20 protein-coding genes and 3 pseudogenes are annotated in these 23,322 nt (G+C 66.8%); 13 read left to right on the top strand and 10 right to left on the bottom strand.

All coding sequences use genetic code 11. From position 1 onward, the window contains the following. Window positions 1–50 precede the first annotated feature (50 nt). Entirely contained in the window at window positions 51–917 is an 867-nt protein-coding gene (locus H0B43_RS14145) for a MaoC/PaaZ C-terminal domain-containing protein (protein WP_185727341.1), read from the bottom strand. Further along, on the bottom strand, window positions 907–2,613 hold the full coding sequence (gene kstD, locus H0B43_RS14140; protein WP_185727342.1) for a 3-oxosteroid 1-dehydrogenase: 1,707 nt from the start codon (window positions 2,611–2,613) through the stop codon (window positions 907–909). The genes H0B43_RS14145 and kstD overlap by 11 nt, the downstream gene beginning before the upstream one ends. Window positions 2,614–2,761: 148 nt before the next feature. On the opposite strand from kstD, the gene H0B43_RS14135 reads away from it, so the two are divergent. From H0B43_RS14135 to dmpG, 3 genes are read left to right on the top strand one after another with little or no spacing between them, the layout of a single operon-like run. Continuing rightward, entirely contained in the window at window positions 2,762–3,547 is a 786-nt protein-coding gene (locus H0B43_RS14135; RefSeq protein WP_185727343.1) for a 2-keto-4-pentenoate hydratase, read from the top strand. A gap of 10 nt (window positions 3,548–3,557) precedes the next feature. Then, window positions 3,558–4,460, top strand: coding sequence for an acetaldehyde dehydrogenase (acetylating) (locus H0B43_RS14130; protein ID WP_185727344.1), 903 nt, complete (start codon window positions 3,558–3,560; stop codon window positions 4,458–4,460). Next, window positions 4,457–5,524 carry a 4-hydroxy-2-oxovalerate aldolase gene (gene dmpG / locus H0B43_RS14125; RefSeq protein ID WP_397517467.1) on the top strand — a complete coding sequence of 356 codons (1,068 nt, stop codon included), beginning with the start codon at window positions 4,457–4,459 and terminating at the stop codon, window positions 5,522–5,524. The genes H0B43_RS14130 and dmpG overlap by 4 nt, the downstream gene beginning before the upstream one ends. A 39-nt stretch (window positions 5,525–5,563) precedes the next feature. On the opposite strand, the gene H0B43_RS14120 is transcribed toward dmpG, so the two are convergent. The 3 genes from H0B43_RS14120 to H0B43_RS14110 all read right to left on the bottom strand — a co-directional run bounded on the left by H0B43_RS14120 (window position 5,564) and on the right by H0B43_RS14110 (window position 7,568). Continuing rightward, a complete protein-coding gene (locus H0B43_RS14120; protein WP_185727345.1) occupies window positions 5,564–5,941 on the bottom strand; it encodes a VOC family protein in 378 nt (125 codons plus the stop codon). 134 nt (window positions 5,942–6,075) lie between these two features. Next, window positions 6,076–6,423, bottom strand: coding sequence for a hypothetical protein (locus H0B43_RS14115; RefSeq protein WP_185727346.1), 348 nt, complete (start codon window positions 6,421–6,423; stop codon window positions 6,076–6,078). A gap of 2 nt (window positions 6,424–6,425) precedes the next feature. Next, window positions 6,426–7,568 carry a Rieske 2Fe-2S domain-containing protein gene (locus tag H0B43_RS14110; RefSeq protein WP_185727347.1) on the bottom strand — a complete coding sequence of 381 codons (1,143 nt, stop codon included), beginning with the start codon at window positions 7,566–7,568 and terminating at the stop codon, window positions 6,426–6,428. 190 nt (window positions 7,569–7,758) lie between these two features. Here H0B43_RS14110 and hsaA point away from each other — a divergent pair, with 190 nt between their 5' ends. From hsaA to hsaB, 4 genes are read left to right on the top strand one after another with little or no spacing between them, the layout of a single operon-like run. Then, complete coding sequence (hsaA, locus tag H0B43_RS14105) at window positions 7,759–8,934, top strand: 3-hydroxy-9,10-secoandrosta-1,3,5(10)-triene-9,17-dione monooxygenase oxygenase subunit (protein WP_312033756.1); 1,176 nt, start codon at window positions 7,759–7,761, stop codon at window positions 8,932–8,934. Window positions 8,935–8,944: 10 nt separating this feature from the next. Then, window positions 8,945–9,823: a 4,5:9,10-diseco-3-hydroxy-5,9,17-trioxoandrosta-1(10),2-diene-4-oate hydrolase gene (gene hsaD, locus H0B43_RS14100; RefSeq protein WP_185727348.1), complete on the top strand. Its 879-nt coding sequence runs from the start codon at window positions 8,945–8,947 to the stop codon at window positions 9,821–9,823. Continuing rightward, window positions 9,823–10,725, top strand: coding sequence for an iron-dependent extradiol dioxygenase HsaC (gene hsaC / locus H0B43_RS14095; RefSeq protein ID WP_185727349.1), 903 nt, complete (start codon window positions 9,823–9,825; stop codon window positions 10,723–10,725). The genes hsaD and hsaC overlap by 1 nt, the downstream gene beginning before the upstream one ends. Then, a complete protein-coding gene (gene hsaB / locus H0B43_RS14090; RefSeq protein WP_185727350.1) occupies window positions 10,722–11,309 on the top strand; it encodes a 3-hydroxy-9,10-secoandrosta-1,3,5(10)-triene-9,17-dione monooxygenase reductase subunit in 588 nt (195 codons plus the stop codon). Before hsaC ends, hsaB begins: the two co-directional genes overlap by 4 nt. Window positions 11,310–11,312: 3 nt before the next feature. Here the strand turns inward: hsaB and H0B43_RS14085 are convergent. Together H0B43_RS14085 and H0B43_RS14080 are read right to left on the bottom strand one after the other, a co-directional pair. Next, window positions 11,313–12,329: pseudogene (locus H0B43_RS14085) on the bottom strand (aldehyde dehydrogenase family protein); the annotation flags it as partial. Window positions 12,330–12,400: 71 nt separating this feature from the next. Then, window positions 12,401–12,886: pseudogene (locus tag H0B43_RS14080) on the bottom strand (aldehyde dehydrogenase family protein); the annotation flags it as partial. Window positions 12,887–13,002: 116 nt separating this feature from the next. Between H0B43_RS14080 and H0B43_RS14075 the strand changes: the two are divergent. The 3 genes from H0B43_RS14075 to H0B43_RS14065 all read left to right on the top strand — a co-directional run bounded on the left by H0B43_RS14075 (window position 13,003) and on the right by H0B43_RS14065 (window position 15,659). Beyond that, window positions 13,003–14,244, top strand: coding sequence for an aminotransferase class III-fold pyridoxal phosphate-dependent enzyme (locus H0B43_RS14075; protein WP_185727352.1), 1,242 nt, complete (start codon window positions 13,003–13,005; stop codon window positions 14,242–14,244). Window positions 14,245–14,270: 26 nt separating this feature from the next. Beyond that, window positions 14,271–14,765 carry a DUF3830 family protein gene (locus H0B43_RS14070; RefSeq protein ID WP_087559473.1) on the top strand — a complete coding sequence of 165 codons (495 nt, stop codon included), beginning with the start codon at window positions 14,271–14,273 and terminating at the stop codon, window positions 14,763–14,765. 72 nt (window positions 14,766–14,837) lie between these two features. Further along, window positions 14,838–15,659, top strand: a complete 822-nt coding sequence (locus H0B43_RS14065; protein WP_185727353.1) for a PhzF family phenazine biosynthesis protein — start codon at window positions 14,838–14,840, stop codon at window positions 15,657–15,659. Here H0B43_RS14065 and H0B43_RS14060 read toward each other — a convergent pair. Beyond that, window positions 15,656–16,816, bottom strand: a complete 1,161-nt coding sequence (locus tag H0B43_RS14060; RefSeq protein ID WP_185727354.1) for an iron-containing alcohol dehydrogenase — start codon at window positions 16,814–16,816, stop codon at window positions 15,656–15,658. The two genes, H0B43_RS14065 and H0B43_RS14060, sit on opposite strands and share 4 nt — an antisense overlap. A 12-nt stretch (window positions 16,817–16,828) precedes the next feature. Continuing rightward, window positions 16,829–18,319 (bottom strand): CoA-acylating methylmalonate-semialdehyde dehydrogenase, encoded by a 1,491-nt coding sequence (locus tag H0B43_RS14055; RefSeq protein ID WP_185727355.1) that lies wholly within the window; start codon window positions 18,317–18,319, stop codon window positions 16,829–16,831. 114 nt (window positions 18,320–18,433) lie between these two features. Between H0B43_RS14055 and H0B43_RS14050 the strand changes: the two genes are divergently transcribed. Continuing rightward, window positions 18,434–19,333, top strand: coding sequence for a LysR family transcriptional regulator (locus H0B43_RS14050; RefSeq protein ID WP_185727356.1), 900 nt, complete (start codon window positions 18,434–18,436; stop codon window positions 19,331–19,333). Window positions 19,334–19,463: 130 nt separating this feature from the next. Beyond that, window positions 19,464–20,348 (top strand): LLM class flavin-dependent oxidoreductase, encoded by an 885-nt coding sequence (locus tag H0B43_RS14045; RefSeq protein WP_185727357.1) that lies wholly within the window; start codon window positions 19,464–19,466, stop codon window positions 20,346–20,348. 33 nt (window positions 20,349–20,381) lie between these two features. On the opposite strand, the pseudogene H0B43_RS14040 reads toward H0B43_RS14045, so the two are convergent. Continuing rightward, window positions 20,382–20,861, bottom strand: a pseudogene (locus H0B43_RS14040) (hypothetical protein); the annotation flags it as partial. A 267-nt stretch (window positions 20,862–21,128) separates the two neighbouring features. On the opposite strand from H0B43_RS14040, the gene treS reads away from it, so the two are divergent. Beyond that, window positions 21,129–23,318 carry a maltose alpha-D-glucosyltransferase gene (gene treS, locus H0B43_RS14035; RefSeq protein ID WP_185727358.1) on the top strand — a complete coding sequence of 730 codons (2,190 nt, stop codon included), beginning with the start codon at window positions 21,129–21,131 and terminating at the stop codon, window positions 23,316–23,318. Window positions 23,319–23,322 lie beyond the last annotated feature (4 nt).

The raw sequence follows: 23,322 nt of genomic DNA, 5'->3' as shown, positions 1-23,322 counted from the left end.
TTGCGAATATCCGCCCGAACGGGGCGAATTCGGTCAAATTTCGGTAACTGTCACCCCGGTGCCAGGGTCAGCACCACGTCGGCCAGGGCCGGCGCATGATCGCGCTCGGGAACCGTGGCGGAGATGAGGAGCCTGCCCTCGTCCTTCCAGATCCGGGTATGGAGCGTCTCGCCCGGAAAGACCACGCCGGCGAACCGGACGCGGAACCCCGCGACCTGCGACGCGTCCGCGTCGAGAACCGTGTCGACCGCGGCCTTGCACACCATCCCGTAGGTGCAGAGGCCGTGCAGAATCGGTGCGGGAAACCCTGCGGCGGAGGCGAACTTCGGGTCGGAATGCAGGGGGTTGCGGTCGCCGCACATCCGGTACAGCAGCGCCTGCTGCGGCAGCACGGGGGAGTCGACCTCGGCGTCAGCGGGACGGTCGGGCAGTTCGACGGACGTCGACGGTCCGCGATCACCGCCGAATCCGCCTTCACCGCGGGCGAAGATGGACGACCGCCCGGTCCACAGGGGATTGCCGTCGAGGTCGGTGGTCGTCGATTCCTGCACGATGACGGCTGCCTTGCCCTTGTCCCACACCTCGGCGATGCGGGTGGTGGTGCGGGCCTTGCCCTCCGGAGGGATCGGCCGGTGCACGGCCACGTCCTGGCCGCCGTGGACCACCTTCGCGAGGTCGATCTCGACTCCCGGGAACGACACGCTCGGCGCCTCGGTGGCATGGAAATTCGCGGCGACCGTGGCGAACGTGGGAAGCACCTGCGGTGTCCCGTCGGTCAGGTACCGCAACTCCTTCTCGTCGAGCGGACGCGATCCGGCGCCGAGGGCGAGGTGGTAGTGCTGCACGTCGGAACTGGTCCAGGAGAACTCCTGGGTGGGCAGTTCGGCCCCGATGGCGATGTCCGGATCAATGGGCATTGGTGGCGTCTCCGGTCAGCTCGGTCTGTTCGGATTTTGCGAGGATGTCGAGGACGGCGAGATAGCCGAACGTCATCGCCGGACCGATGGTCGCGCCGGGGCCCGCATAGGTGTGGCCCATTACGGGGCCGCTGGCATTGCCCACCGCGTACAGGTTCTCGATGCTGCTGCCGTCCGCGCGGAGGACGCGGGCGTGGCGGTCGGTGCGGAGGCCGCCCTTGGTCCCGAGATCGCCCGGAACCATCTTGACGGCGAAGAACGGCGCCTTCTCGAGCGCGCCCAGGCTGGGGTTCGGCTTGTTGCGGGGATCCCCGTAATAGTGGTCGTAGCCGCTCTCGCCGCGGCCGAAGTCCTCGTCCTTGCCGTTCCGGGCGAAAGTGTTGAAACGCGAGACCGTTTCGGTAAGCGCGTCGACGGGGACGCCGATCTTCCCGGCGAGTTCGGCGACGGTGCCCGCCTTGACGACGACTCCCGCCTTCAGCCAGCGACCGGGGAACGGGGACCGCGGGGTGAGGCCGGCGAACGCGTACCGGTCGCGGTACCGCTGGTCGAGCACGAGCCAGCACGGAACGTTCTCGCCCGGGCCGTCGCCCTGCCCGTGGGTACCGCCGTACATCGCGTGCGTCGCCTCGACGTACGGTGCCGATTCGTTGACGAAGCGCTTGCCGGATTCGTTGATCATGATGCAGCCGGGCAGGCTCCGCTCGGACAGCGCGAACCACGGGCCGCCGGTGAGCGGGATAGACGGACCCCACCAGGCGTCCTCCATCAGATCGAGCGCGGCACCGAGCTTTTCGCCCGCCCAGATGCCGTCGCCGGTGTTGGCCTTCGCGCCGACGGTCCACTCGGTGCCGATCGGCGCCCGCTGGTACTTCTTGCGGGCCTCGTCGTTGTGCTCGAATCCGCCCGACGCGATCACGACGCCGCGGCGCGCCCGGAACACCTGCGGCTGCCCGTCGACCGTGGCGTCGACACCTCGGACCACGCCGTCCTCCACGTGGAGGTCGGTGAGCGGGGTGTCGAGCAGGATCGGGACGCCCGCCGCCTTCAGCCCGGCCTGCAGTCCGGCGACGAGCGCCTGACCGCGGACGAGCAGCCGTTTGCCGGTGAGCTTGGCGCCCAGGAATCGGAGCCCGACCCGGACGGCCCGCAGTGGACCGCGCGGGTTGCGCATCAACAGGTTCAGCCAGCGGTAATCGGCCTGGGTGATCACGAAATTGGAGGGAGCCTTGACGTAATCGGGTTCGAGTTTCGCGAGGTCGGCACCGAGCTTTCTGCCGTCGAACGGTGTCGGCTCGACGGACCGTCCGCCGAGCCGTCCGCCGGGGGCCTCGGGGTAGTAGTCGGAGTATTCGGGCACCCACTGCAGCTTCAGCGGGCTGTTCTTCAGCACGAACGACAGCATCTCGGGGCCACGGTCGATGTAGGCGTCGATGCGGTCCTTCGGGACGACGTCGCCGATGATGCTGTGCAGGTAGGTCCGCGCGGCGTCGGTGGTGTCGTCCACGCCGGCGGCGATCAGGGCCTCGTTGTTGGGGATCCACACGCCACCGCCGGAGCGTGCGGTCGAGCCGCCGAAGTGCGCTGCCTTTTCCAGGATGACGACGCTCAGTCCCTTGTGGGCCGCGGTCAGGGCCGCGGTCATCCCACCGGCACCGCTCCCGACGACCACGATGTCGTATTCGTGCTTGCTCATGTAGAACACGTTATAGAATGATGGGGTTGTCAGTCCATCGTTTCTGCCAGGAAGTATTACTGACGCCAACGAACAAGAACGAAACACGTTGCAGTGAAAACCGGTGGGCGTGCGCACGCGAACGAACTTCAGGGAAGGTCCTCACACCATGCTCTCGACGCAACTACGCACCGAGTTGGCGGATCAGCTCGACGCTGCCGAACGCGGCCGCGCTCCCATCGGCCCCCTGACCGCGGACCATCCCGACATCGACGTCGTCGACGCCTACGAGATCCAGCTCATCAACATCCGCCGCCGGTTGCAGGACGGCGCGAAGGTCGTCGGGCACAAGGTGGGCCTGTCGTCCCTCGCGATGCAGCAGATGATGGGCGTCGACGAACCCGATTACGGCCATCTGCTCGCCGACATGGAAGTGTTCGAAGATCAACCCGTCGACACCGCGCGGTTCTGCTTCCCGCGCGTCGAGGTCGAGGTCGCGTTCGTGCTGGGCGCCGACCTCCCCGGGGCCGGCTGCACCGAACAGGACGTCCTCGACGCCACCGTGGCGTTCGCGCCGTCCATCGAACTGATCGACAGTCGGATCACCGATTGGAAGATCACTCTGCCCGACACGATCGCCGACAACGCGTCGTCCGCCGGTTTCGTGCTCGGCAGGAACCGGGTGCGGCCGACGGACATCGACATCAAGGCCATCGACGCCGTCCTGACGAGCAACGGCGAGACCAAGGCCGAGGGGCGCAGCGACGCCGTGCTCGGCAACCCGGTGACCGCGGTCGCCTGGCTCGCGCAGAAGGTCGAGAGCTTCGGCGTCCGGTTGAAGGCCGGCGACATCGTGCTGCCCGGCTCCTGCACCCGCGCCATCGACGCGCACCCGGGTGATCACTTCCGCGCCGAGTTCAGCGGGCTCGGATCCGTGTCCCTGCAGTTCAAGTAGGAGATTGTTCATGACAAAGGCAAGTGTGGCGATCGTCGGCTCGGGCAACATCAGCACCGACCTGCTCTACAAACTGCAGCGATCCGAGTGGCTCGAACCCCGCTGGATGATCGGGATCGACCCCGAGAGCGAAGGCCTGGCACGAGCCCGCACGATGGGGCTGGAGACGTCCGCCGAGGGGGTCGACTGGTTGCTGAACCAGCCGGAGAAACCCGACCTCGTCTTCGAGGCCACGTCGGCGCACGTCCACCGGGAGGCGGCACCCCGGTACGAGGCCGCGGGCATCCGCGCCGTCGACCTGACCCCCGCCGCCGTCGGACCCGCCGTGGTCCCGCCGGCCAACCTGCGCGAACACCTCGGCGCCCCCAACATCAACATGATCACGTGCGGCGGGCAGGCCACGATCCCGATCGTGTACGCGGTCTCCCGCGTCGTCGACGTGCCCTACGCCGAGATCGTCGCCTCGGTGGCGTCCGTCTCCGCTGGCCCGGGTACCCGCGCCAACATCGACGAGTTCACCAAGACCACCAGCCGCGGCATCGAGACCATCGGCGGAGCGCAGCGCGGCAAGGCCATCATCATCCTCAACCCGGCCGACCCGCCGATGATTATGCGCGACACCATCTTCTGCGCGATCCCGGAGGGCGCCGACCGCGCCGCCATCACCGATTCCATCCATCGCGTCGTCGCGGACATCCAGCAATACGTCCCCGGCTACCGGTTGCTCAACGAACCGCAGTTCGACGACCCGAGCGTCGTGTCGGGCGGGCAGGCGACGGTCACGACGTTCGTGGAGGTCGAGGGTGCAGGCGACTTCCTGCCGCCGTATGCGGGCAACCTCGACATCATGACCGCGGCGGCAACCAAGGTGGGCGAGGAGATCGCCCAGAAGCTCCTGAGTGTGGAGGCATGAGCACTATGGTCCATTTCGACGAGGCGAGCGCAGCGACGGGGAATGTGTCAGCCAGCTGGGACATCCGCGTCACCGACACCTCGCTGCGGGACGGTTCGCATCACAAGCGGCACCAATTCACCGGCGACGAGGTCCGGGCCATCGTCGGTGCGCTCGACGGCGCCGGGGTCCCGGTCATCGAGGTGACGCACGGCGACGGACTGGGTGGGTCCTCGTTCAACTACGGATTCTCGAAGGTGCCCGAGCAGGAACTCATCTCCATCGCCGTCGACACGGCGAAGAACGCGAAGATCGCCTTCCTCATGCTGCCGGGCCTCGGCATCAAGGACGACATCATCGTCGCCCAGGACAACGGCGCCTCCATCTGCCGCATCGCCACTCATTGCACCGAGGCGGACGTGTCCATCCAGCACTTCGGCCTGGCCCGCGACCGCGGTCTCGAAACCGTCGGCTTCCTGATGATGGCGCACTCGATCTCACCGGAGAAGCTCGCCCGGCAGGCCCGCATCATGGCCGACGCCGGCTGCCAGTGCGTGTACGTCGTCGACTCCGCGGGCGCCCTCGTACTCGAGCAGGTGTCCGACCGCTTCGAAGCGCTGGTGCAGGAACTCGGCGCCGATGCCCAGGTGGGTTTCCACGGTCACGAGAACCTCGGACTCGGTGTCGCCAACTCGATCGCCGCGGTCCGGGCCGGGGCCAAACAGATCGACGGCAGCACAAGGCGATTCGGTGCCGGCGCCGGAAACGCGCCGGTCGAGGCGATCGTCGGCGTGTGCGACAAGATCGGAGTCAAGACGGGCATCGACTTCTTCGCGATCGCAGACGCTGCAGAGGACGTGGTGCGTCCGGCGATGCCCGCCGAATGCCTCCTCGACCGGCAGGCGCTGATGATGGGATATGCCGGCGTCTACTCGAGCTTCCTCAAGCACGCCGAACGCCAGGCCGAACGGTACGGCGTCTCGTCCGCCGAACTCCTCGTCCGCGCGGGCAAGCGCAAACTCGTCGGCGGCCAGGAGGATCAGCTCATCGACATCGCCCTCGAACTGCAGCGCGAGCGCGCGTGAGAACTTGTCAACCACCCGTGGTCGACAAGTACTCACGGGTCAGCGGGCGGTCTCCCACAGCCCGACGACGTTGCCCTCCGAGTCGGTGAAGTATGCGGCGAAGCCCATGTTCCCGACGGGGGTCCTGCCGGTGACGGTCTTTCCGCCGAGGGATTCGATCTTCGCGAGGGCGGCGTCGATGCTCTCGACGTCCACGGTGACCACGGGAGACGTCACCTCGCCCCGCTGCATCATGCCGCCGTTGATGTACCCCGGTTCGTCGGGCATGCCGCTCTCGCCGACCGGTCCGGTGCTGACCATGCTGTAATCCATGTCGGGGATCTCGGCGATGGCCCACCCGAACGCGTCCCGATAGAACGTTCGTGCGCGGTCGCCGTCGTCGAAGGGGATCTCGAAATGCACGATTCGGCCTGTCATGGGACGCCTCCGGTTCGGCGGGGAACCGCCGTATCCGACGGCACGTCCAGCCTATGCGCCCGATGTGACATTCGTGCAGACAGACGGCACGAATGTCACATCGGGCGACGTATCCGGGCGGACGGCGCCGACGACTATTCGACGCGATCCCGCACGTCGATGAACCCCTCCATCACCGCGTGGTTGATGCTGTCCCACAGTCGTGGACACCCCTCCCGGAGTGCGATGGACTGTCCCTCGCCGACGGCGTCCCGGAATGTCGGGCACGTCTTCGCCGGATCGTCCGTCCACTGGACGCTCGTGTGCTTGAGGCTGTTCTTGCGCACCAGCACACAGGTGCCGCACGTGCGGCACTCGACTTCGTTCATCCCGTCGTCGAGGTAATTGGCCTTGTCCGCCAGCGTCTGCGCATGGATGGCCTCGAGCCGAGCAGGTTGTCCGGCGAAGTCGGGGGCTTTCGCCCATTCGGTCGAGGCACTCATCGTCAGACCTGCGCTTCCGTACTCTCACGTTCGGCCTTCTGCCGGGCCAGGTTCTCCTCGACCTCGTGCTGCCAGGCCTCGTTGGCCTTGGTGGTGTCGACCTCGAATTCGAAGCGTTGCGTCATCTTGTCGGTGACGTCGGCGACGTCGACGTAGAACTGGTCGTACCAGCGTCGCAGCTGGTACACCGGACCGTCCTCGTCGCAGAGCAGGGGGTTGTCGATCTTGGTCTTGTTCTTCCAGATCTCGACGTCCTGCAGAAAGCCCTCCGCGATGCCCTCGGTGAACTTCGCGGCCAGTTTGTCGGCCGTTTCGTCGTCGATGCCGGTCGGCTTCTTGACGGTGACGCCGTATTGGAGCATGAACGAATTGTTCGTCACCGGATAGTGGCAGTTGATGAGGACGCTTTCGACCTCGTACCCGCCGTAGCTGTTCCACAGCGGATTGATCATGTAGGACGGCCCGTAGTACGCGGCCTCGGAGCGCAGCAGCGATTCCATGCCGTACTGCGTGGCCATCCCGACGTCGGGGCGACCTTTCGTGTTGAGGTACTGCGTCGCGATGTGGCCTTCGAAGACGTTCTTGAAGTACGTCGGGAACGCGTAGTGGATGTAGAAGAAGTGCGCCATGTCGACGACGTTGTCGATGATTTCGCGGCAGTTGGACCCCTCGATGAGCATCGAGTTCCAGGTCCAGTCGGTCCATTCGTCGCTGTACGCGCCCTCGATGCGGGGGATGGTCACGTTCTCCGGCGGGGGATTGCCCTCCGGGTCGTTCCAGACGAACAGTTGACCGTTCTGCTCGAGGGTGAGCCATGCCCGGGTGCGGGCGATCGGGGGAACCCGGCGTGCGTAGGGGATGCTGGTGCACTTGCCGTTGCCGCCCCAGCGCCAGTCGTGGAACGGGCAGGCCACGGAATCGCCCTTCACCGTGCCCTGCGACAGATCCCCGCCCATGTGCCGGCAATACGCGTCCAGGACCTTCAGTTCGCCCTTGCTGTCGGCGAAGACGACGAGTTTGGTGCCGAATGCCTCGATCGAATGCGGTTTGCCGTCCTTGAACGTCTTGGTCAAACCGAGGCAGTGCCACCCACGCGCGAAACGGGTCTGGACCGTGCCCACATCGATCTCGCGAATCTGCGCCATTGTGCCCTCACATCCCTTCATGCTGTTAGTAGAACACGTTATAGAACTTCGATGCGATCCGCCATATTTCTGAGGGCTTTCTTCCAGAGCCGGGGCGCCAAACAGCGGTTTTGCCGGTATCTCGACATAAATGGGAACGTGTTCTAGTCTCAGAAGACAAGTGAACCATCGAACGAGACAGGAGCGTCCTGTGGGTGACCATGACAGTCACGAGGTGATGCAGCGGCTCGACGCACTACTGCCGACGCTGCGAGAGCGTGCGCAGGAGACCGAGGATCTCCGTCGTATCCCCGACGATTCCATGAAGGCACTTCAGGAGACCGGGTTCTTCCGGTTGCTCCAGCCCGAACAGTGGGGTGGTTACCAGGCGGATCCGGTGCTCTTCTACTCCGCCGTGCGGAAGATCGCGAGCGCCTGCGGTTCCACGGGGTGGGTCTCGTCGATCATCGGTGTCCACAACTGGCATCTCGCCCTCTTCTCGCAGCAGGCGCAGGAAGACGTGTGGGGCAACGACACCGACGTCCGGATCTCGTCGTCGTACGCGCCGATGGGCGCAGGCCAGGTCGTCGAGGGTGGATACCAGGTGAACGGCGCCTGGGCCTGGTCCTCCGGCTGCGACCATGCCACCTGGGCGGTCCTCGGCGGACCCGTCATCAAGGACGGCCGCCCCGTCGACTTCGTCAGCTTCCTGATCCCCCGCGAGGACTACCGGATCGACGACGTGTGGAACGTCGTAGGGCTCCGCGGAACCGGCAGTAACACAGTGGTGGTCGAGGATGTGTTCGTCCCGACGCACCGCGTCCTCAGCTTCAAGGCGATGAGCACCCTCACCGCTCCCGGGCTCGAGCGCAACACCGCGCCCGTCTACAAGATGCCCTGGGGGACAATTCATCCCACCACCATCTCTGCGCCGATCGTCGGGATGGCCTACGGCGCCTACGGCGCGCACGTCGAACATCAGGGCAAGCGCGTGCGCGCGGCGTTCGCCGGTGAGAAGGCGAAGGACGACCCGTTCGCGAAGGTCCGCATCGCCGAGGCGTCGAGCGACATCGACGCCGCATGGCGTCAGCTGTCCGGCAACGTCGCCGACGAATACGCGCTGCTCGTCGCCGGGGAGGAAGTGCCGTTCGAACTGCGGCTCCGCGCCCGCCGCGACCAGGTGCGCGCCACCGGCCGGGCCATCTCGTCGATCGACAAACTGTTCGAGAGCTCGGGAGCCACCGCGCTGGCCAACGGTACGCCGCTGCAACGGTTCTGGCGAGATGCGCACGCCGGACGCGTCCACGCAGCCAACGATCCCGAGCGCGCCTACGTCATGTACGGCACCGGCGAATTCGGTCTGCCCATCACGGACACGATGGTCTAGGAGAGAACACGTGACGACTACCGAAGAAGCCCTCACGTTCGAGTCGACCTCGAAGTTCGCCCAGGTCCGGCCCGACCTGAAGTTGCACTACCACGAGGCCGGCGTCGGCAACGACACCACGATCGTGCTGCTGCACGGTGGCGGGCCGGGTGCGTCGTCGTGGTCGAACTTCGCCAGGAACATCCCGGTTCTCGCCGAGAAGTTCCACGTGCTCGCCGTCGATCAGCCGGGGTACGGGTTGTCGGACAAGCCGACCGAGCATCCGCAGTACTTCGTGCACAGTGCGTCCGCGCTGAAGGATCTGCTCGATACCCTAGGTGTCACCGGACGCGTCCATCTCCTGGGAAATTCTCTCGGTGGCGGTGCCGCCGTGCGTTTCGCGCTCGACTACCCGGACCGCGCCGGCCGGCTGGTGCTCATGGGCCCGGGCGGGCTGAGCGTCAACCTGTTCGCGCCCGATCCGACGGAGGGCGTCAAGAACCTCGGCAAGTTCGGCTACCAGCCCACCCGGGAGAACCTCGAGGCGTTCCTGCGCATCATGGTGTTCGACCAGAAGCTGATCACCGATGAACTGATCGACGAACGCTTCGCCGCCGCAAGCACTCCCGAGTCGCTTGCCGCCGCCAAGGCGATGGGAAAGTCGTTCTCGTCGGCCGATTTCGAGCTCGGCATGTTGTGGCGCGACGCGTACAAGCTGCGGCAGCGGGTGCTGCTGATCTGGGGTCGCGAAGACCGGGTCAACCCGCTGGACGGGGCACTGGTGGCGTTGAAGATGATCCCGCGGGCGCAGTTGCATGTCTTCGGTGGGTGCGGGCACTGGGCGCAGCTGGAGAAGTTCGACGAGTTCAACCGCCTGGCAACCGATTTCCTCCTGGACGGGGGCAAGTGATGAGTATTCGTTCACTGGCGTACATGCGCATCGAGGCCACCGACATAGCCGCGTGGCGCGAATACGGTCTCAAGGTGCTCGGCATGGTCGAGGGCAAGGGCACCGACCCGGATGCCCTCTACCTGCGGATGGACGACTTCCCTGCCCGGCTCGTCGTCTTCCCTGGAGAGGCGGACCGGCTGTCGGTGTCGGGCTGGGAGACGGCGAACGCCGCGGAGTTGCAGGAGGTTCGCGACAACCTGTCGGCGGCGGGTGTCGCGTTCAAGGAGGGTACGGCCGAGCAACTGCAGGACCGCAGGGTCGACGAACTGATCACATTCGAGGACCCGTCCGGCAATACGCTCGAGGCGTTTCACGGCGCCGCCCTCGAACACCGCCGCGTGGTCAGCCCGTACGGGCACAAGTTCGTCACCGGTGAGCAGGGCCTCGGGCACGCCGTCCTCTCGACCACCGACGACGAGGCGTCGCTGCGCTTCTACCGCGACGTGCTCGGTTTCCGTCTGCGCGACTCGATGCGGTTGCCGCCGCAGATGGTCGGGCGGCCCGCGGACGGCAAGCCGGCGTGGTTGCGGTTCTTCGGCTGCAATCCGCGGCACCACAGCCTCGCGTTCCTGCCGATGCCCACCCCCAGCGGCATCGTGCACCTCATGATCGAGGTCGAGAATTCCGACGACGTCGGGCTGTGCCTCGACCGCGCGCTCCGCAAGAAGGTCAAGATGTCGGCCACGCTCGGCCGCCACGTCAACGACCTGATGTTGTCGTTCTACATGAAGACGCCCGGCGGCTTCGACGTCGAATTCGGTTGCGAGGGACGTCAGGTGGAGGACGAGAGCTGGATTGCGCGGGAGAGCACGGCGGTCAGCCTGTGGGGTCACGACTTCAGCGTGGGGATGCAGCCGTGAGTGAGGTGTCCGGGGACGGGGCCGTCGCGGCCGAGGCGATCGATCCGCGGCGGTTCCGGACGGTGCTCGGCCAGTTCTGCACCGGTGTCACCATCATCACCACCATCGACGACGGCGAACCGGTGGGGTTCGCGTGTCAGTCGTTCGCAGCGCTGTCGCTCGAACCCCCGCTGGTCCTGTTCTGCCCGACCAAGACGTCGCGGTCGTGGGCGGCGATCGAACGGAGCGGCGTGTTCTGTGTCAATGTTCTTGCGGAAGAACAGCAGTCGACGTGTGCCCGCTTCGGTTCCCGCGACCCGGACAAGTTCGCCGGTATCGACTGGACGGAGTCGCCGCTGGGCTCGCCGATCCTCACCGGTTCGCTCGCCCACATCGACTGCTCGCTCGAGAGCGTGCACGACGGCGGCGATCACTGGGTGGTGTTCGGCCGGGTCTCCTCCCTGAGCGAGATCAGGGAGGAGCGTCCGTTGCTGTTCTACCGCGGCCAGTACACCGGCATCGAACCGGACAAGACGGTGCCCGCGCCGTGGCGCGACGACCTCGAGGCGTTCCTCACGACGTCCTCGGAGGACACCTGGCTCTAGGTTCTAGACGGCCACACCGATGTATTTCGTCTCGAGGAATTCGTCGATGCCGGTGGTTCCGCCTTCGCGTCCGAGTCCGGATTCCTTCACCCCGCCGAACGGCGCGGCCGGGTTCGACACCACACCCTGGTTGAGTCCGACCATGCCCGACTCCAGGGCCTCGCACACGCGGATGCCGCGCTTGAGGCTCTCGGTGTACACGTAGGCCACCAGCCCGTACGGGGTGTCGTTGGCCCGCTCGACGGCCTCGGCCTCGGTCTCGAACGTGCTGATCGCGGCCACCGGGCCGAAGATCTCGTTGTGGCACATCTCGGCGTCGTCGGGCACGCCCGTCAGGACCGTCGCCGGGTAGAAGTTGCCTGGACGGTCGAGTGCAGCGCCGCCGGTGAGCACCGACGCCCCGCGTTCGACGGCATCCGCAACGAGGCTGCCCACCTTCGCGACGGCGGCCTCGTCGATCAGCGGTCCGACCACGACGCCGTCCTCGGTGCCGCGCCCGACGGGCAGGGCCTCCATCCGCTGCGTGAGTTTGCGCGTGAACTCCTCGGCGACCGAACTGTGCACGAGGATGCGGTTGGCAGCGGTGCAGGCCTGGCCGATGTTGCGCATCTTCGCCGCCATCGCGCCGTCGACGGCGTCGTCGAGGTCGGCGTCGTCGAAGACGAGGAACGGCGCGTTGCCGCCGAGTTCCATGGACGTCCGCATGACCGTGCGGGCGCACAGTTCGAGCAGATGCTTCCCGACCTTGGTCGAGCCGGTGAACGACAGCTTGCGGGCCCGGCCGTCGAGGATCAGGGGAGTGATCACCTCGTCCGGGCTGGACGTGGTGACGACGTTGACGACGCCGTCCGGCAGTCCGGACTCGGTGAGGATGTCGGCGAGCGCCAGGATCGACAGCGGCGTCTGCGCTGCGGGTTTGATGACGGACGTGCATCCGGCGGCGATCGCCGGCCCGATCTTGCGGGTGCCCATCGCCATCGGGAAGTTCCACGGGGTGATGAGCAGGCTCGGCCCGACGGGCCCTCACTCTCGCGGCAGACACACGCCGGACCACCCCCCGGCGCGTATGTGACTGCCCCGATCTTGCGGGTGCCCATCGCCATCGGGAAGTTCCACGGGGTGATGAGCAGGCTCGGCCCGACGGGCTGCTTGGTGACGAGGAACCGCGACCCGCCGCCCGGCGCCGTCATGTACCCGCCGTCGATGCGGACCGCCTCCTCGGCGAACCAGCGGAAGAACTCTGCGGCGTAGGCGATTTCGCCGCGCGCCTCCGTGAGTGGTTTGCCCATCTCGAGTGTCATGACGAGCGCGAGCCGGTCGACGTTGTCGAGCAGCAACCGGTGCGCGTTCATCAGGATGACGCTGCGTTCGCGGGGGGTGGTGGCCGCCCACGACGGCTGCGCCGCGACCGCCGCATCCAGCGCCTCGCGGGCCTCCGCCGCGTCGGCATCGGCGACCGTGCACAGGATCTGTCCGGTGGACGGGTCGTGGACCGGCATGGTGCGGGCGCTGTCGCGCCACTTGCCGCCGATGAAAAGGCCGGTCTGGACCGATCCGATTGCTGCTTCCTCGAGCATGATTACTCCCGATTCGCCGTTGCCGTAGTGACGTGGCCCATGTTATACAGATTGTTGACAATCTGACAATGCACATTTTCCGACATCCGGCGGCATCTACGCGTGGGAGGGTTCTCGTGACTCGGTTATCTCCACTGCTCGCACAGGCCACACCCGTGACGGTCGATCACGGTGAAGGCTGCTACCTCTACGGCACCGACGGTCGGCGCTATCTCGACTTCACCGCGGGCATCGGCGTCACCAGCACCGGCCACTGCCATCCCCACGTCGTGGAGGCCGCGCGCAGGCAGGTCGGCTCCCTCATCCACGGCCAGTACACGACGGTCATGCACCAGCCGATGCTCGAACTGGTCGAGCGCCTCGGGGCGGTGCTGCCGGAAGGCCTCGATTCGCTGTTCTTCGCGAACTCGGGGAGTGAGGCCGTCGAGGCGGCACTCCGGCTGTCGCGGCAGGCGACCGGCCGCCCCAACGTCGTCGTCTTCCACGGCGGTTTCCACGGACGCACCGTCGCGACGGCGACGATGACCACGTCCGGCACCCGGTTCTCGGCCGGCTTCAGTCCGCTCATGGGCGGCGTGCACGTGGCCCCGTTCCCCAATGCGTACCGCTACGGCTGGTCCGAGGAGGAGGCGACCGCGTTCGCGCTCAAGGAACTCGACTACATCTTCGCGACCCTCACCGCGCCGAACGAGACGGCGGCATTCGTCGTCGAACCCGTCCTCGGCGAGGGCGGGTACGTGCCCGGCAACACCACATTCTTCCAGGGACTCCGCGAGCGCGCGGACAAGTACGGGATCCTGCTCGTCATCGACGAGATCCAGACCGGGTTCGGACGCACCGGCAAGTTCTTCGGCCACCAGCACTTCGACGTCCGGCCCGATATCATCACCATCGCCAAGGGTCTGGCCAGCGGCTTCCCGCTGTCGGGCATCGCGGCGTCCGAGGAACTCATGGCCAAGGGCTGGCCGGGGTCGCAGGGCGGGACGTACGGCGGCAATGCCGTCTCCTGCGCGGCCGCGGTCGCGACGCTCGAGGTCATCGAGAAGGAAGACCTCGTGGCCAATGCCGCCGCCCGCGGCATCCAGTTGCTCGACGGCGCCCGCCGGAAGGCCATCGACGGGATCGGCGACGTCCGGGGCCTCGGACTGCTGGTTGGCAGCGAATTCACCGCCGCCGACGGCAGCGCGGACCGCGCGAAAGCGGCTGCGGCGCAGCAACTGGCCGCGAAGAAGGGGCTGCTGCTGTTGACCTGCGGCGCCCACATGAACGTGGTACGGATGATTCCACCGCTCATCGTCACGTCGGAACAGATCGAGGACGCCCTGACGATCTGGTCGGAAGTGCTCGACGAAGTATGACCAGCACAGGCAACGAAGGAGGCAGCATGGCTCGCTACATCACCATTACCCTGGACAAGCGCGGCGTGACGTGCCGTGCCCGGCTTCTCGACGAGGACGCACCGCTCACGTGCGATGCGGTGTGGAACGTGCTCCCGCAGAGCGGCGACGCGTATCACGCCAAGTACGCGCGCAACGAGGTGTACACGCTGATCCCACGGATCACGGCGGCGCCGCGACGGGAAAATCCTACCGTCACACCGATTCCCGGCGACGTCTGCCTGTTCGACTTCGAGCCCTGGGAGATCGGCAACTCCGCCTACGGGTACGAACCGGGCTCCGAGGCACACGCCGCGCAGGGCGCCACCGACCTCGCGATCTTCTACGGCCGCAACAATCTCCTGCTCAACGGCGACGTCGGCTGGGTGCCGGGCAACGTGTTCGCCGCCATCGAGGAGGGGTTGCCGGAACTGGCGGCCGCCTGCAACGACCTGTGGATGCGCGGTGTCGAGGGGGAGACGATGAGCTTCGCGCGGGCCTGACCGGCGCGACCGGTCCAGCGTGTGCAGTATGGCCCTCGACGAGCGCGGGGGCGTCCACCACCATCGGACGGTATGAAGCTCGACATCCATCAGATCGACGCATTCGCCGCCGGACCCTTCGAGGGGAATCCGGCGGCGATCATGCCGCTGACCGACTGGCTGGACGATTCGGTTCTCCAGCAACTCGCCGAAGAGAACAATCTGTCCGAGACGGCGTTCTACACCGCCCGGCTACCCGACGACATCCCGTCCCACGACCGCGAACACCCGGCCTATCACCTGCGGTGGTTCACGCCCGCGGTCGAGGTGGACCTGTGCGGCCACGCGACGCTTGCCGCGGCCGCTCAGATCTTCGAGGACGTGCACCCGGACGCCGACCGCATCCAGTTCTGGACGCGCAGCGGGTGGCTGCACGTCGACCGAGGCCCGGACGCGACACTGGTGATGGATTTTCCGGCCGAGCCTCCGGTGCCGACCGCGGCCGATCCCCGGGTGGTCGCGGCACTCCGCATTCCGGTCCGGGAGTGTCTGATGGCCACCGACCTCGTGTTCGTCGCGGAATCCGAAGACGATATCGCGTCGATGACCCCCGACTTCGCCGTCATCAGCCCGCTCGACGTGCGCGGCATCGTCGTCACCGCGGCGTCGGAGTCGGACGGCGTCGACTTCGTGTCACGATGGTTCGGCGCCGCGGCCGGGGTTCGGGAAGACCCGGTGACGGGGTCCGCGCACTCGCAGATCGCGCCGTACTGGGCTGACATCCTGGGACGGAACGGCCTTGTCGGACGCCAACTGTCGGCGCGGGGCGGAATCGTGCACTGCGAGGTGCGCGGCGACCGCGTCCACCTGTCCGGGACGTACCGGCGGTACCTCAGGGGAATCGTCGAGTTCTAGCTGAACACCTCCGAATACAGCGTCTCGATCTGGCCGGCGGTGGGCACGACCGGATTGTTGCCGGGCGATCCGGACGCCAGCGCCTGCTCCGCCATCAGCGGGATGAGACCGTCCCAGGCGTCGCGGTCGATGCCGTATGCCAGCGGCGTAGGAACCTTCAGGTCGTGGCACAGCGAGCTGAGAGTCTCGACGAGGAACTGCGCGGCAACGGAATCGCCGGCCGATTCCGGTGCGGCGCCGAACGCCCGCGCGCAGTCGGCGTAACGGCTCTCCGCTCCCTGCACGGAGAACGCCGTGATCGCGGGAAGCAGCATGGCATTCGACAGTCCGTGTGCCACATGGAAATGCGCCCCGATCGGCCTGCTCATTCCGTGTACCAGGGCCACGCTCGAGTTGGAGAACGCCATGCCGGCCTGGAAGGACGCGACCATCATCGCTTCCCGTGCGGTGCGGTCTTCACCGTCCGCGTAGGCCGTGCCGATGTGCGTACCGATGGTGTGGATCGCGGCGAGGGCGAGTCCGTCGGTGAACGGCTGCGCCTTCCTGCTGACGTACGCCTCGATGGCGTGGGTGAGCGCATCGATTCCGGTGTCGGCGGTGAGCCGCGGCGGCATCGACATCGTGAGTTCGAAATCCACGATCGCGGCGATCGGCAGGAAAGAGAGCCCGGGACACAGCATCTTCTCGTCGGACGCGCTGTCGCTGATGACCGTGAATTGCGTCGCTTCGGAGCCGCTTCCGGCGGTGGTCGGTATCGCGATGATCGGCAGCGCCTTCCCGGTGTACACGTGGGGTGCCTTGTACGACCGCATCTCGCCGCCGTTCGCGGACAGCACGGCCAGTGCCTTCGCGGTGTCCATCGGACTGCCGCCGCCGAACCCGATCACCGAATCCGCCCTGTGCTCGGCGACGATCCGCAGCCCTTCCTGGAGAGAATCGGTGGTGGGGTCGGGCACGGTGCCGGAGAACAGGGCCGGCTCCTTGCCTGCCGACCTGAGGAGGGTCATGATCCGGTCGGCCGCGCCGGTGCCGGTCAGGTAGGAGTCGGTGACGAGAATCGGCCTCTGCAGACCCAATTGGTCGACAATCGAGCCGATCTCGTCGACTGCGCCGGCCCCGATCCGGGCGAAACGGGGAAGTGAGAGGTGTGCGGTCATGAGAGAGGTTCCTTAGTTGTTCTGGGGGAAGCCGAGGTTGAGGCCGCCGTGGCTGGGGTCGAGCCAGCGGCTGGTGACGACCTTGCCGCGGGTGAAGAAGTGCACACCCTCGGTGCCGTGGGCGTGGGTGTCGCCGAACAGGGAGTTCTTCCAGCCACCGAAGGAGTAGTAGGCGGTGGGGACGGGGATGGGGACGTTGATGCCGACCATGCCGACCTCGACCTCGTTCTGGAACCGGCGGGCCGCGCCGCCGTCGTTGGTGAAGATGGCGGTGCCGTTGCCGAACGGTCCGGAATTGATGAGTTCGAGTGCCTGCTCGTAGCTCTCGACCCGGATCACCGAGAGGACGGGTCCGAAGATTTCGTCGGTGTACACGCTCATGTCGGTGGTGACGTGGTCGATCAGGGTCGGTCCGAGCCAGAACCCGTCCGCCCCGCCGTCGGCCTGCACGGTGCGCCCGTCCACGACGATGGTGGCGCCGGCGGCTTCGCCGGCGTCGATGTAGGAGGCGACCTTGTCGCGGTGCACCTTCGTCACCAACGGACCCATGTCCGAATCGCGGGTGCCGTCGCCGATCTTCAGGGTGTCGGTGCGCTCCTTGATCTTGGCGACCAACTCGTCGGCGATGTCGCCGACCGCGACGAGGGCGGAGATGGCCATGCAGCGTTCCCCGGCGGATCCGAAGCCGGCGTTGACCATGGCGTCGGCGGCCAGATCCAGGTCGGCGTCCGGCAGGACGATGGCGTGGTTCTTCGCCCCGCCGAGGGCCTGGACGCGTTTGCCGTGGGCGGTGCCGGTGGCGTACACGTACCGTGCGATCGGGGTGGACCCGACGAAGGAGATGGCCTTGATCGCCGGGTGGGTGAGCAGTTCGTCGACGGCGGTCTTGTCGCCTTGGAGGACGTTGAACACCCCGGCCGGCAGGCCGGCCTCGGCCCAGAGTTCGGCCATCCAGAGCGCGGCGGTGGGGTCCTTCTCGGACGGCTTGAGCACCACGGTGTTGCCGGCGGCGATGGCGACGGGGAAGAACCACATCGGGACCATGGCGGGGAAGTTGAACGGGGAGATGATCCCGACCGGCCCGACCGGCTGGCGGATCGAGGCGACGTCCACGTTGGTGGACGCGTTCTCGGTCATGCCGCCCTTGAGCAGGTGCGCGATCCCACACGCGAATTCGACGACCTCCTGACCGCGGGACACCTCGCCCAACGCGTCGGAGACGACCTTGCCGTGCTCGGAGGTGATGATCTCCGCCAACTCGCCCTTGCGCTCGTTGAGCAGTTCCCGGAACTTGAAGATGACCTGGGTGCGCTTGGCGAGGGAGGTGTCCCGCCAGGCGGGGAACGCGGCGGCGGCGGCGTCGATCACCGCGCGGGCGTCCTCGACGCTGGCCAGCGCGACCTGACCGGTGACCTCACCGGTCGCCGGGTTCGTCACCGGCGCACTGGCGCCGCTCGTGCCGGTATAAGTCTTGTTGTCGAGCCAATGCGAGATGACGGCCATGGGGTTTCGCTCCTGGAAGTTCGGGGGTGTCTCCGAGTCTGGTCTGGCAACAATGCCTGCGTCAACGAGTAATCTGGCATTGGAAACTGCAAAAATGCCAGGGAGGTGCGGGCCGTGTTCACCGCCGACAACATGCGCTATCTGCTCGAACTGTCGCGGACGGGTCGTCTCGCGGATGCCGCGAAGCGTCTCGACGTCGACCAGACCACCGTGTCACGCCGAATCACCCGGCTGGAGAAGGACACCGGGACGCGGCTCTTCGACCGCGGCGCATCCGGGTGGCAGCTCACCGAGGCCGGCCGCCGTCTGATCCCGTACGCGGAATCGGTGGAATCGACGCTGCTCGCCGCCCTCGACGTGACGTCGTCCGCGGCTCCCGGCGCCCTGACCGGGACCGTCCGGATTCTCACCCCCGACGGGTTCGGGGCGTTCGTGTTGGTGCCGGGACTGGCCACGGTCCGCACCGAGCATCCGGACCTGTTCACCGAACTCGTCACGTCCACCACCCACGACGTGCTGACGGGCCGGGACTTCGACATCGCGGTGACGCTCGAACGTCCGTCGCCGCGGTCCGTCGTGGTCCGCAAACTCGCGGACTACGACCTCCGGCTCTACGCCTCGCGGCGCTACCTCGATACGCACGATGCAATCGCCTCCATCGACGACCTGCGCACGCACACGCTCATCTGGTACGTCGACGCGTTCCTGGACGTCGAACCATTGCGCATCCTCGACCGGCTTCTGCCGGACTTCCGGGCGCAGATCCAGACCAACAACATCGCCGGTCACTACCAGGCCGTGAAGCACGGAGTCGGGATCGCGCCGCTGCCGAGCTACATCGGGGCGCTGGACGAGGATCTCGTGCCCGTTCTGCGCGACGACTTCATCGCCCACCGCACCTACTGGCTGGTCGTGCCGCGGGAGCTGACACGGCTGGCACGGGTCAAGGCGATCACCGAGGCGCTCTACGCCGTCGTCGACAGCAATCCCGAACTGCGCGGCGCAGCAGGGTAACTCACCGATCCGAGGGTGCAGGTCCGGAGCTCTCGCGAACGACGAGTTCGGTGGGGAGGGTGATCTCCCGACTGGGTGGTGGCACCCGCACGCGGTGGTTGATAAACGCGTCATCCCTCATGATGGATCGATGACGAGTGCGGTGCCGCGGCTGGGCGTGACGTTCATCCCGACGATCGAACCCGAGCGGCTGAGGGACTTCGCGCGGGTCGCCGAGGAGAGTGGTCTCGACGAGATCTGGTTGTGGGAGGACTGTTTCAAGGAGAGCGGCATCGCGTCGGCGGCTGCCGCGCTCGCGTGGACGGAACGAATCCGCGTCGGTGTGGGGTTGATGCCCGTCCCGTTGCGCAACGTCGCACTCACCGCGATGGAGATCGCCACGCTCTCCCGGTTGTTTCCCGGTCGGGTGATCGCGGGCGTCGGGCACGGCGTGCAGCGGTGGATGGAGCAGGTGGGCGCCCGCGCGGCGTCGCCGATGACCCTCCTCGAGGAGTACACGGTGGCGCTGCGGGCGCTGCTCGACGGGCAGACGGTGAGCACGCAGGGGCGGTACGTCCGGCTCGACGGAGTGAAACTCGACTGGCCTCCCACCGAACGGGTTCCGTTGATGCTCGGCGGCGAGGGACCCAAGTCGATACGCCTCGCGGCGCGTCTGGGTGACGGCAACCTGGTCACGTCCGCCGTGAGCGACGACGACATCCGCGACACCCGCGACCTGATCGTGGAGGAGATCGGCGTCGACGGGGCGTCGTCCCATCCGATGGTCGTTCCGAAGATCGCCGCCACCGGCGATGGCGCGCAGCGGCGGGTGGACGAGGAAGTGGCGCGGTGGGAGAAGCCGGTCGACGCGGGAATCGGGGTCGCGGGGGACGCGGACACCATCGCCGCGGAGGTGCGCAGGCTCGCCGGGCTCGGCGCGACCTCCGTGGCGATCGCGCCGACCGAGGACGAACCGGATCTGCTGGGATTCGTCAAGTTCCTCGGACGCAGTGTCCGGCCCCTCCTCCGCACGTGAGTGGGAAAGAGTGCCCGAGGACGCTGTCATGTCTCAGGACTTCGAGGACGGATCTGTCTCAGGACTTTGAGGGCAGTTTCTGATATTGCTTTGTCCTGTCCATTGCTTTGTCCTGTCGAGTTGGGTCTGCAGTTCGGTCAGCGTCGCCGCCGGTGGCTGCTTGGCCAGCCACTTGCGCAGGGTCTGATGGGCGCGTTCGTTCTTGCCGCAGGTCTGCGGGTGCCGCACCGAGGCGGCGATCGCCAGGGTGCCGAGGGCGGCGAGGTTGCGTTCGAGCTCGGACATACCGCCTCGGCGTTTCCCGGAGAAGGCGAGCCCGTTGTCGGAGAGCAGGTGCACGGGGACCGCGTGCCCGTCCATCGCCCGTTCCAGGGCCGCCCAGGCGGCGGCGGAGCTTTCACCCCGGGCGGCGTACGAGCACACGTCGAGGCGGGAGTGGTCGTCCAGAATCTGCAGGATGCACGCCACGGTGCCATCGGCGAGATAGTGTTCGAGGCCGTCGATCTGCCAGCACCCGTTGGGGCGGAGTACTCGAAACTGCGTCGTGAGCGGGGTTTATTGCGGGGCTGGGCGACGATCTGTCCACGCTCGCGCAGCACCCGGTACACCGTCGATCGGGACGGGACCGGATCGAGATTCCGGGCTTCGAGGTGTCCGCCGAGTTCGTCGCCCACGAAAGTTCCGCGGTTCGCTGACAGTCATCCCACTCCGCATGCCCGGCCGTCGTTTCCGTGGGACGGTGGACGGGTAGTTGAGGAGACGAGATGACGACGGAGGACCATGAACCCCGAGATCCATCACGAGCCCAGCGAGATCAGTTACGACGAGCAGTTCTACCCGGCGCGCCCTCGGCCGTTGAAACCGTCGGTCCGTCGTGCCGCCCGGGTGGATGCGCAGCGGGGTGACCCGGTACCGGACAACCCGGATTACGTGGAGTGGCTGATCAATCAGTCGATTCTGCACGATGCGAAGTTGATCGCGGAGCAGCTGTCCGGCAAGGGCAGCATGTGGCAGAACCCGTATGCCGACCCGAATCCGCGGGCAGCGGTGGAGCGGGGTTCGGTGTGGTTCACGGCGTACCCGATTTCGATCATCACGGCGCCGGGGGCGAGTTTTCTGAGTTCGCTCGGCGACGAGGCGTTGTGGCAGGCGTTCTCCGAGGTCGGGGTGACGGCGGTGCACACGGGACCGGTGAAGCAGGCGGGCGGGATCAACGGGTGGCGGGCAACGCCGTCGGTGGACGGCCATTTCGACCGCATCAGCATGCAGATCGACTCGGCGTTCGGGACGGAGGAAGAGTTCCGCAAGCTCTGCGTCGTCGCCGCAGCGTACGACGGCATCGTCATCGATGACATCGTGCCCGGTCACACCGGTAAGGGCGCCGATTTCCGGCTCGCCGAGATGGCGTACGCCGACTACCCCGGCATCTATCACATGGTGGAGATCGAACAGCAGGACTGGCACCTGCTGCCCCGGGTGCCGGACGGCCGGGACTCGGTGAACATCGACGCCGACACCGAGGCGCAACTCGCCCGGGCCGGATACATCATCGGTCAACTGCAGCGCGTCATCTTCTACGAACTCGGGGTGAAGGAAACCAACTGGAGCGTCACCCCCGCGGTGAAGGGGGTGGACGGCGTCGAGCGAAGGTGGGTGTACCTGCACTATTTCAAGGCCGGGCAGCCCTCCATCAACTGGCTGGATCCGTCGTTCGCGGGCATGCGCCTCGTCATCGGGGACGCCTGCCACTCCATCGCGGATCTCGGCGCCGGCGCGCTTCGACTGGACGCCAACGGTTTTCTCGGGGTGGAGCGGCGCACCGAGGGTCTTCCCGGCTGGTCGGAGGGGCATCCCCTGTCGGAGGCAGCCAATCACCTCATCGCGAGCATCGTGCGGAAGATGGGTGGATTCACGTTCCAGGAGCTGAACCTCACCATCGACGACATCAAGGCGATGGGTACGACGGGTGCCGACCTGTCGTACGACTTCATCAACCGTCCCGCCTACCATCACGCGCTGGTCATGGGGAACACCGAATTCCTTCGGCTGACGATGAACCTCGCCCGCGACCACGGCGTCGATGCCGCCTCGCTCGTCCACGCGCTGCAAAACCACGACGAGCTGACGTTCGAGCTGGTGCATTTCGCGACGCTGCACAAGGACGACGAGTTCGACTACGGCGGCGAGACGGTCACCGGGTCCGACCTCGGTGACCGCATCCGCAAGGACCTGTGCGAGCGGCTCACCGGGCGGTGGGCACCATACAACCGCACGTTCACCACCAACGGGATCGCCTGCACCACGGCCAGCGTCATCACCGCGACGCTGGGCATTCGCGACCTCGACCGGATGGACGCCGCCGACATCGACACCGTCAAGCAGGCCCACCTGCTGCTGGCGATGTTCAATGCGCTCCAGCCGGGAGTGTTCGCACTGTCGGGCTGGGACCTGTGCGGTTTGCTTCCCGTGCCGTCCGAGGACGTGGTCGATCTCCTCGCCGAGGGGGACACCCGCTGGATCAACCGGGGTGCGCACGACCTCATGGGCGTCAACCCGGACGCCGAACGGTCGGAGTCGGGCATTCCCCGCGGGCGCAGTCTGTACGGGAGTCTGCCTGTGCAGCTGCAGGATCCGACGTCCTTCGCGCGCCGGCTGGCCCGCATCATCGACGTCCGGAACCGATACGGCATCGCCACCGCGGTCCAGCTCGACGTGCCGACGGTGTCACACAAGGGTTTGCTCGTGATGGTTCACGAACTGGCGGACGCGAGTCTGGAGGTCACGGTTCTCAACTTCACGTCCGAGGAGATCGCCGCGACCGTCCAGTCGCAGTTCCTGCCCGCGGGCTCGCCGGCAGTCAACCTGTTCACCGACGAGCAGATCGGCGCCGTGGACGAACTGCACAGTTTCCCGATCACCCTCGCGCCGTACGAGGGTGTCCCCGTCCTGGTGCGGCCAGAATCTGCATGACCCG

It is taken from the genome of Rhodococcus sp. 4CII (genome assembly GCF_014256275.1).
GTDB classification, from domain to species: Bacteria; Actinomycetota; Actinomycetes; order Mycobacteriales; family Mycobacteriaceae; genus Rhodococcus_F; species Rhodococcus_F wratislaviensis_A.
This window is presented reverse-complemented; position numbering and strand designations above follow the sequence as displayed.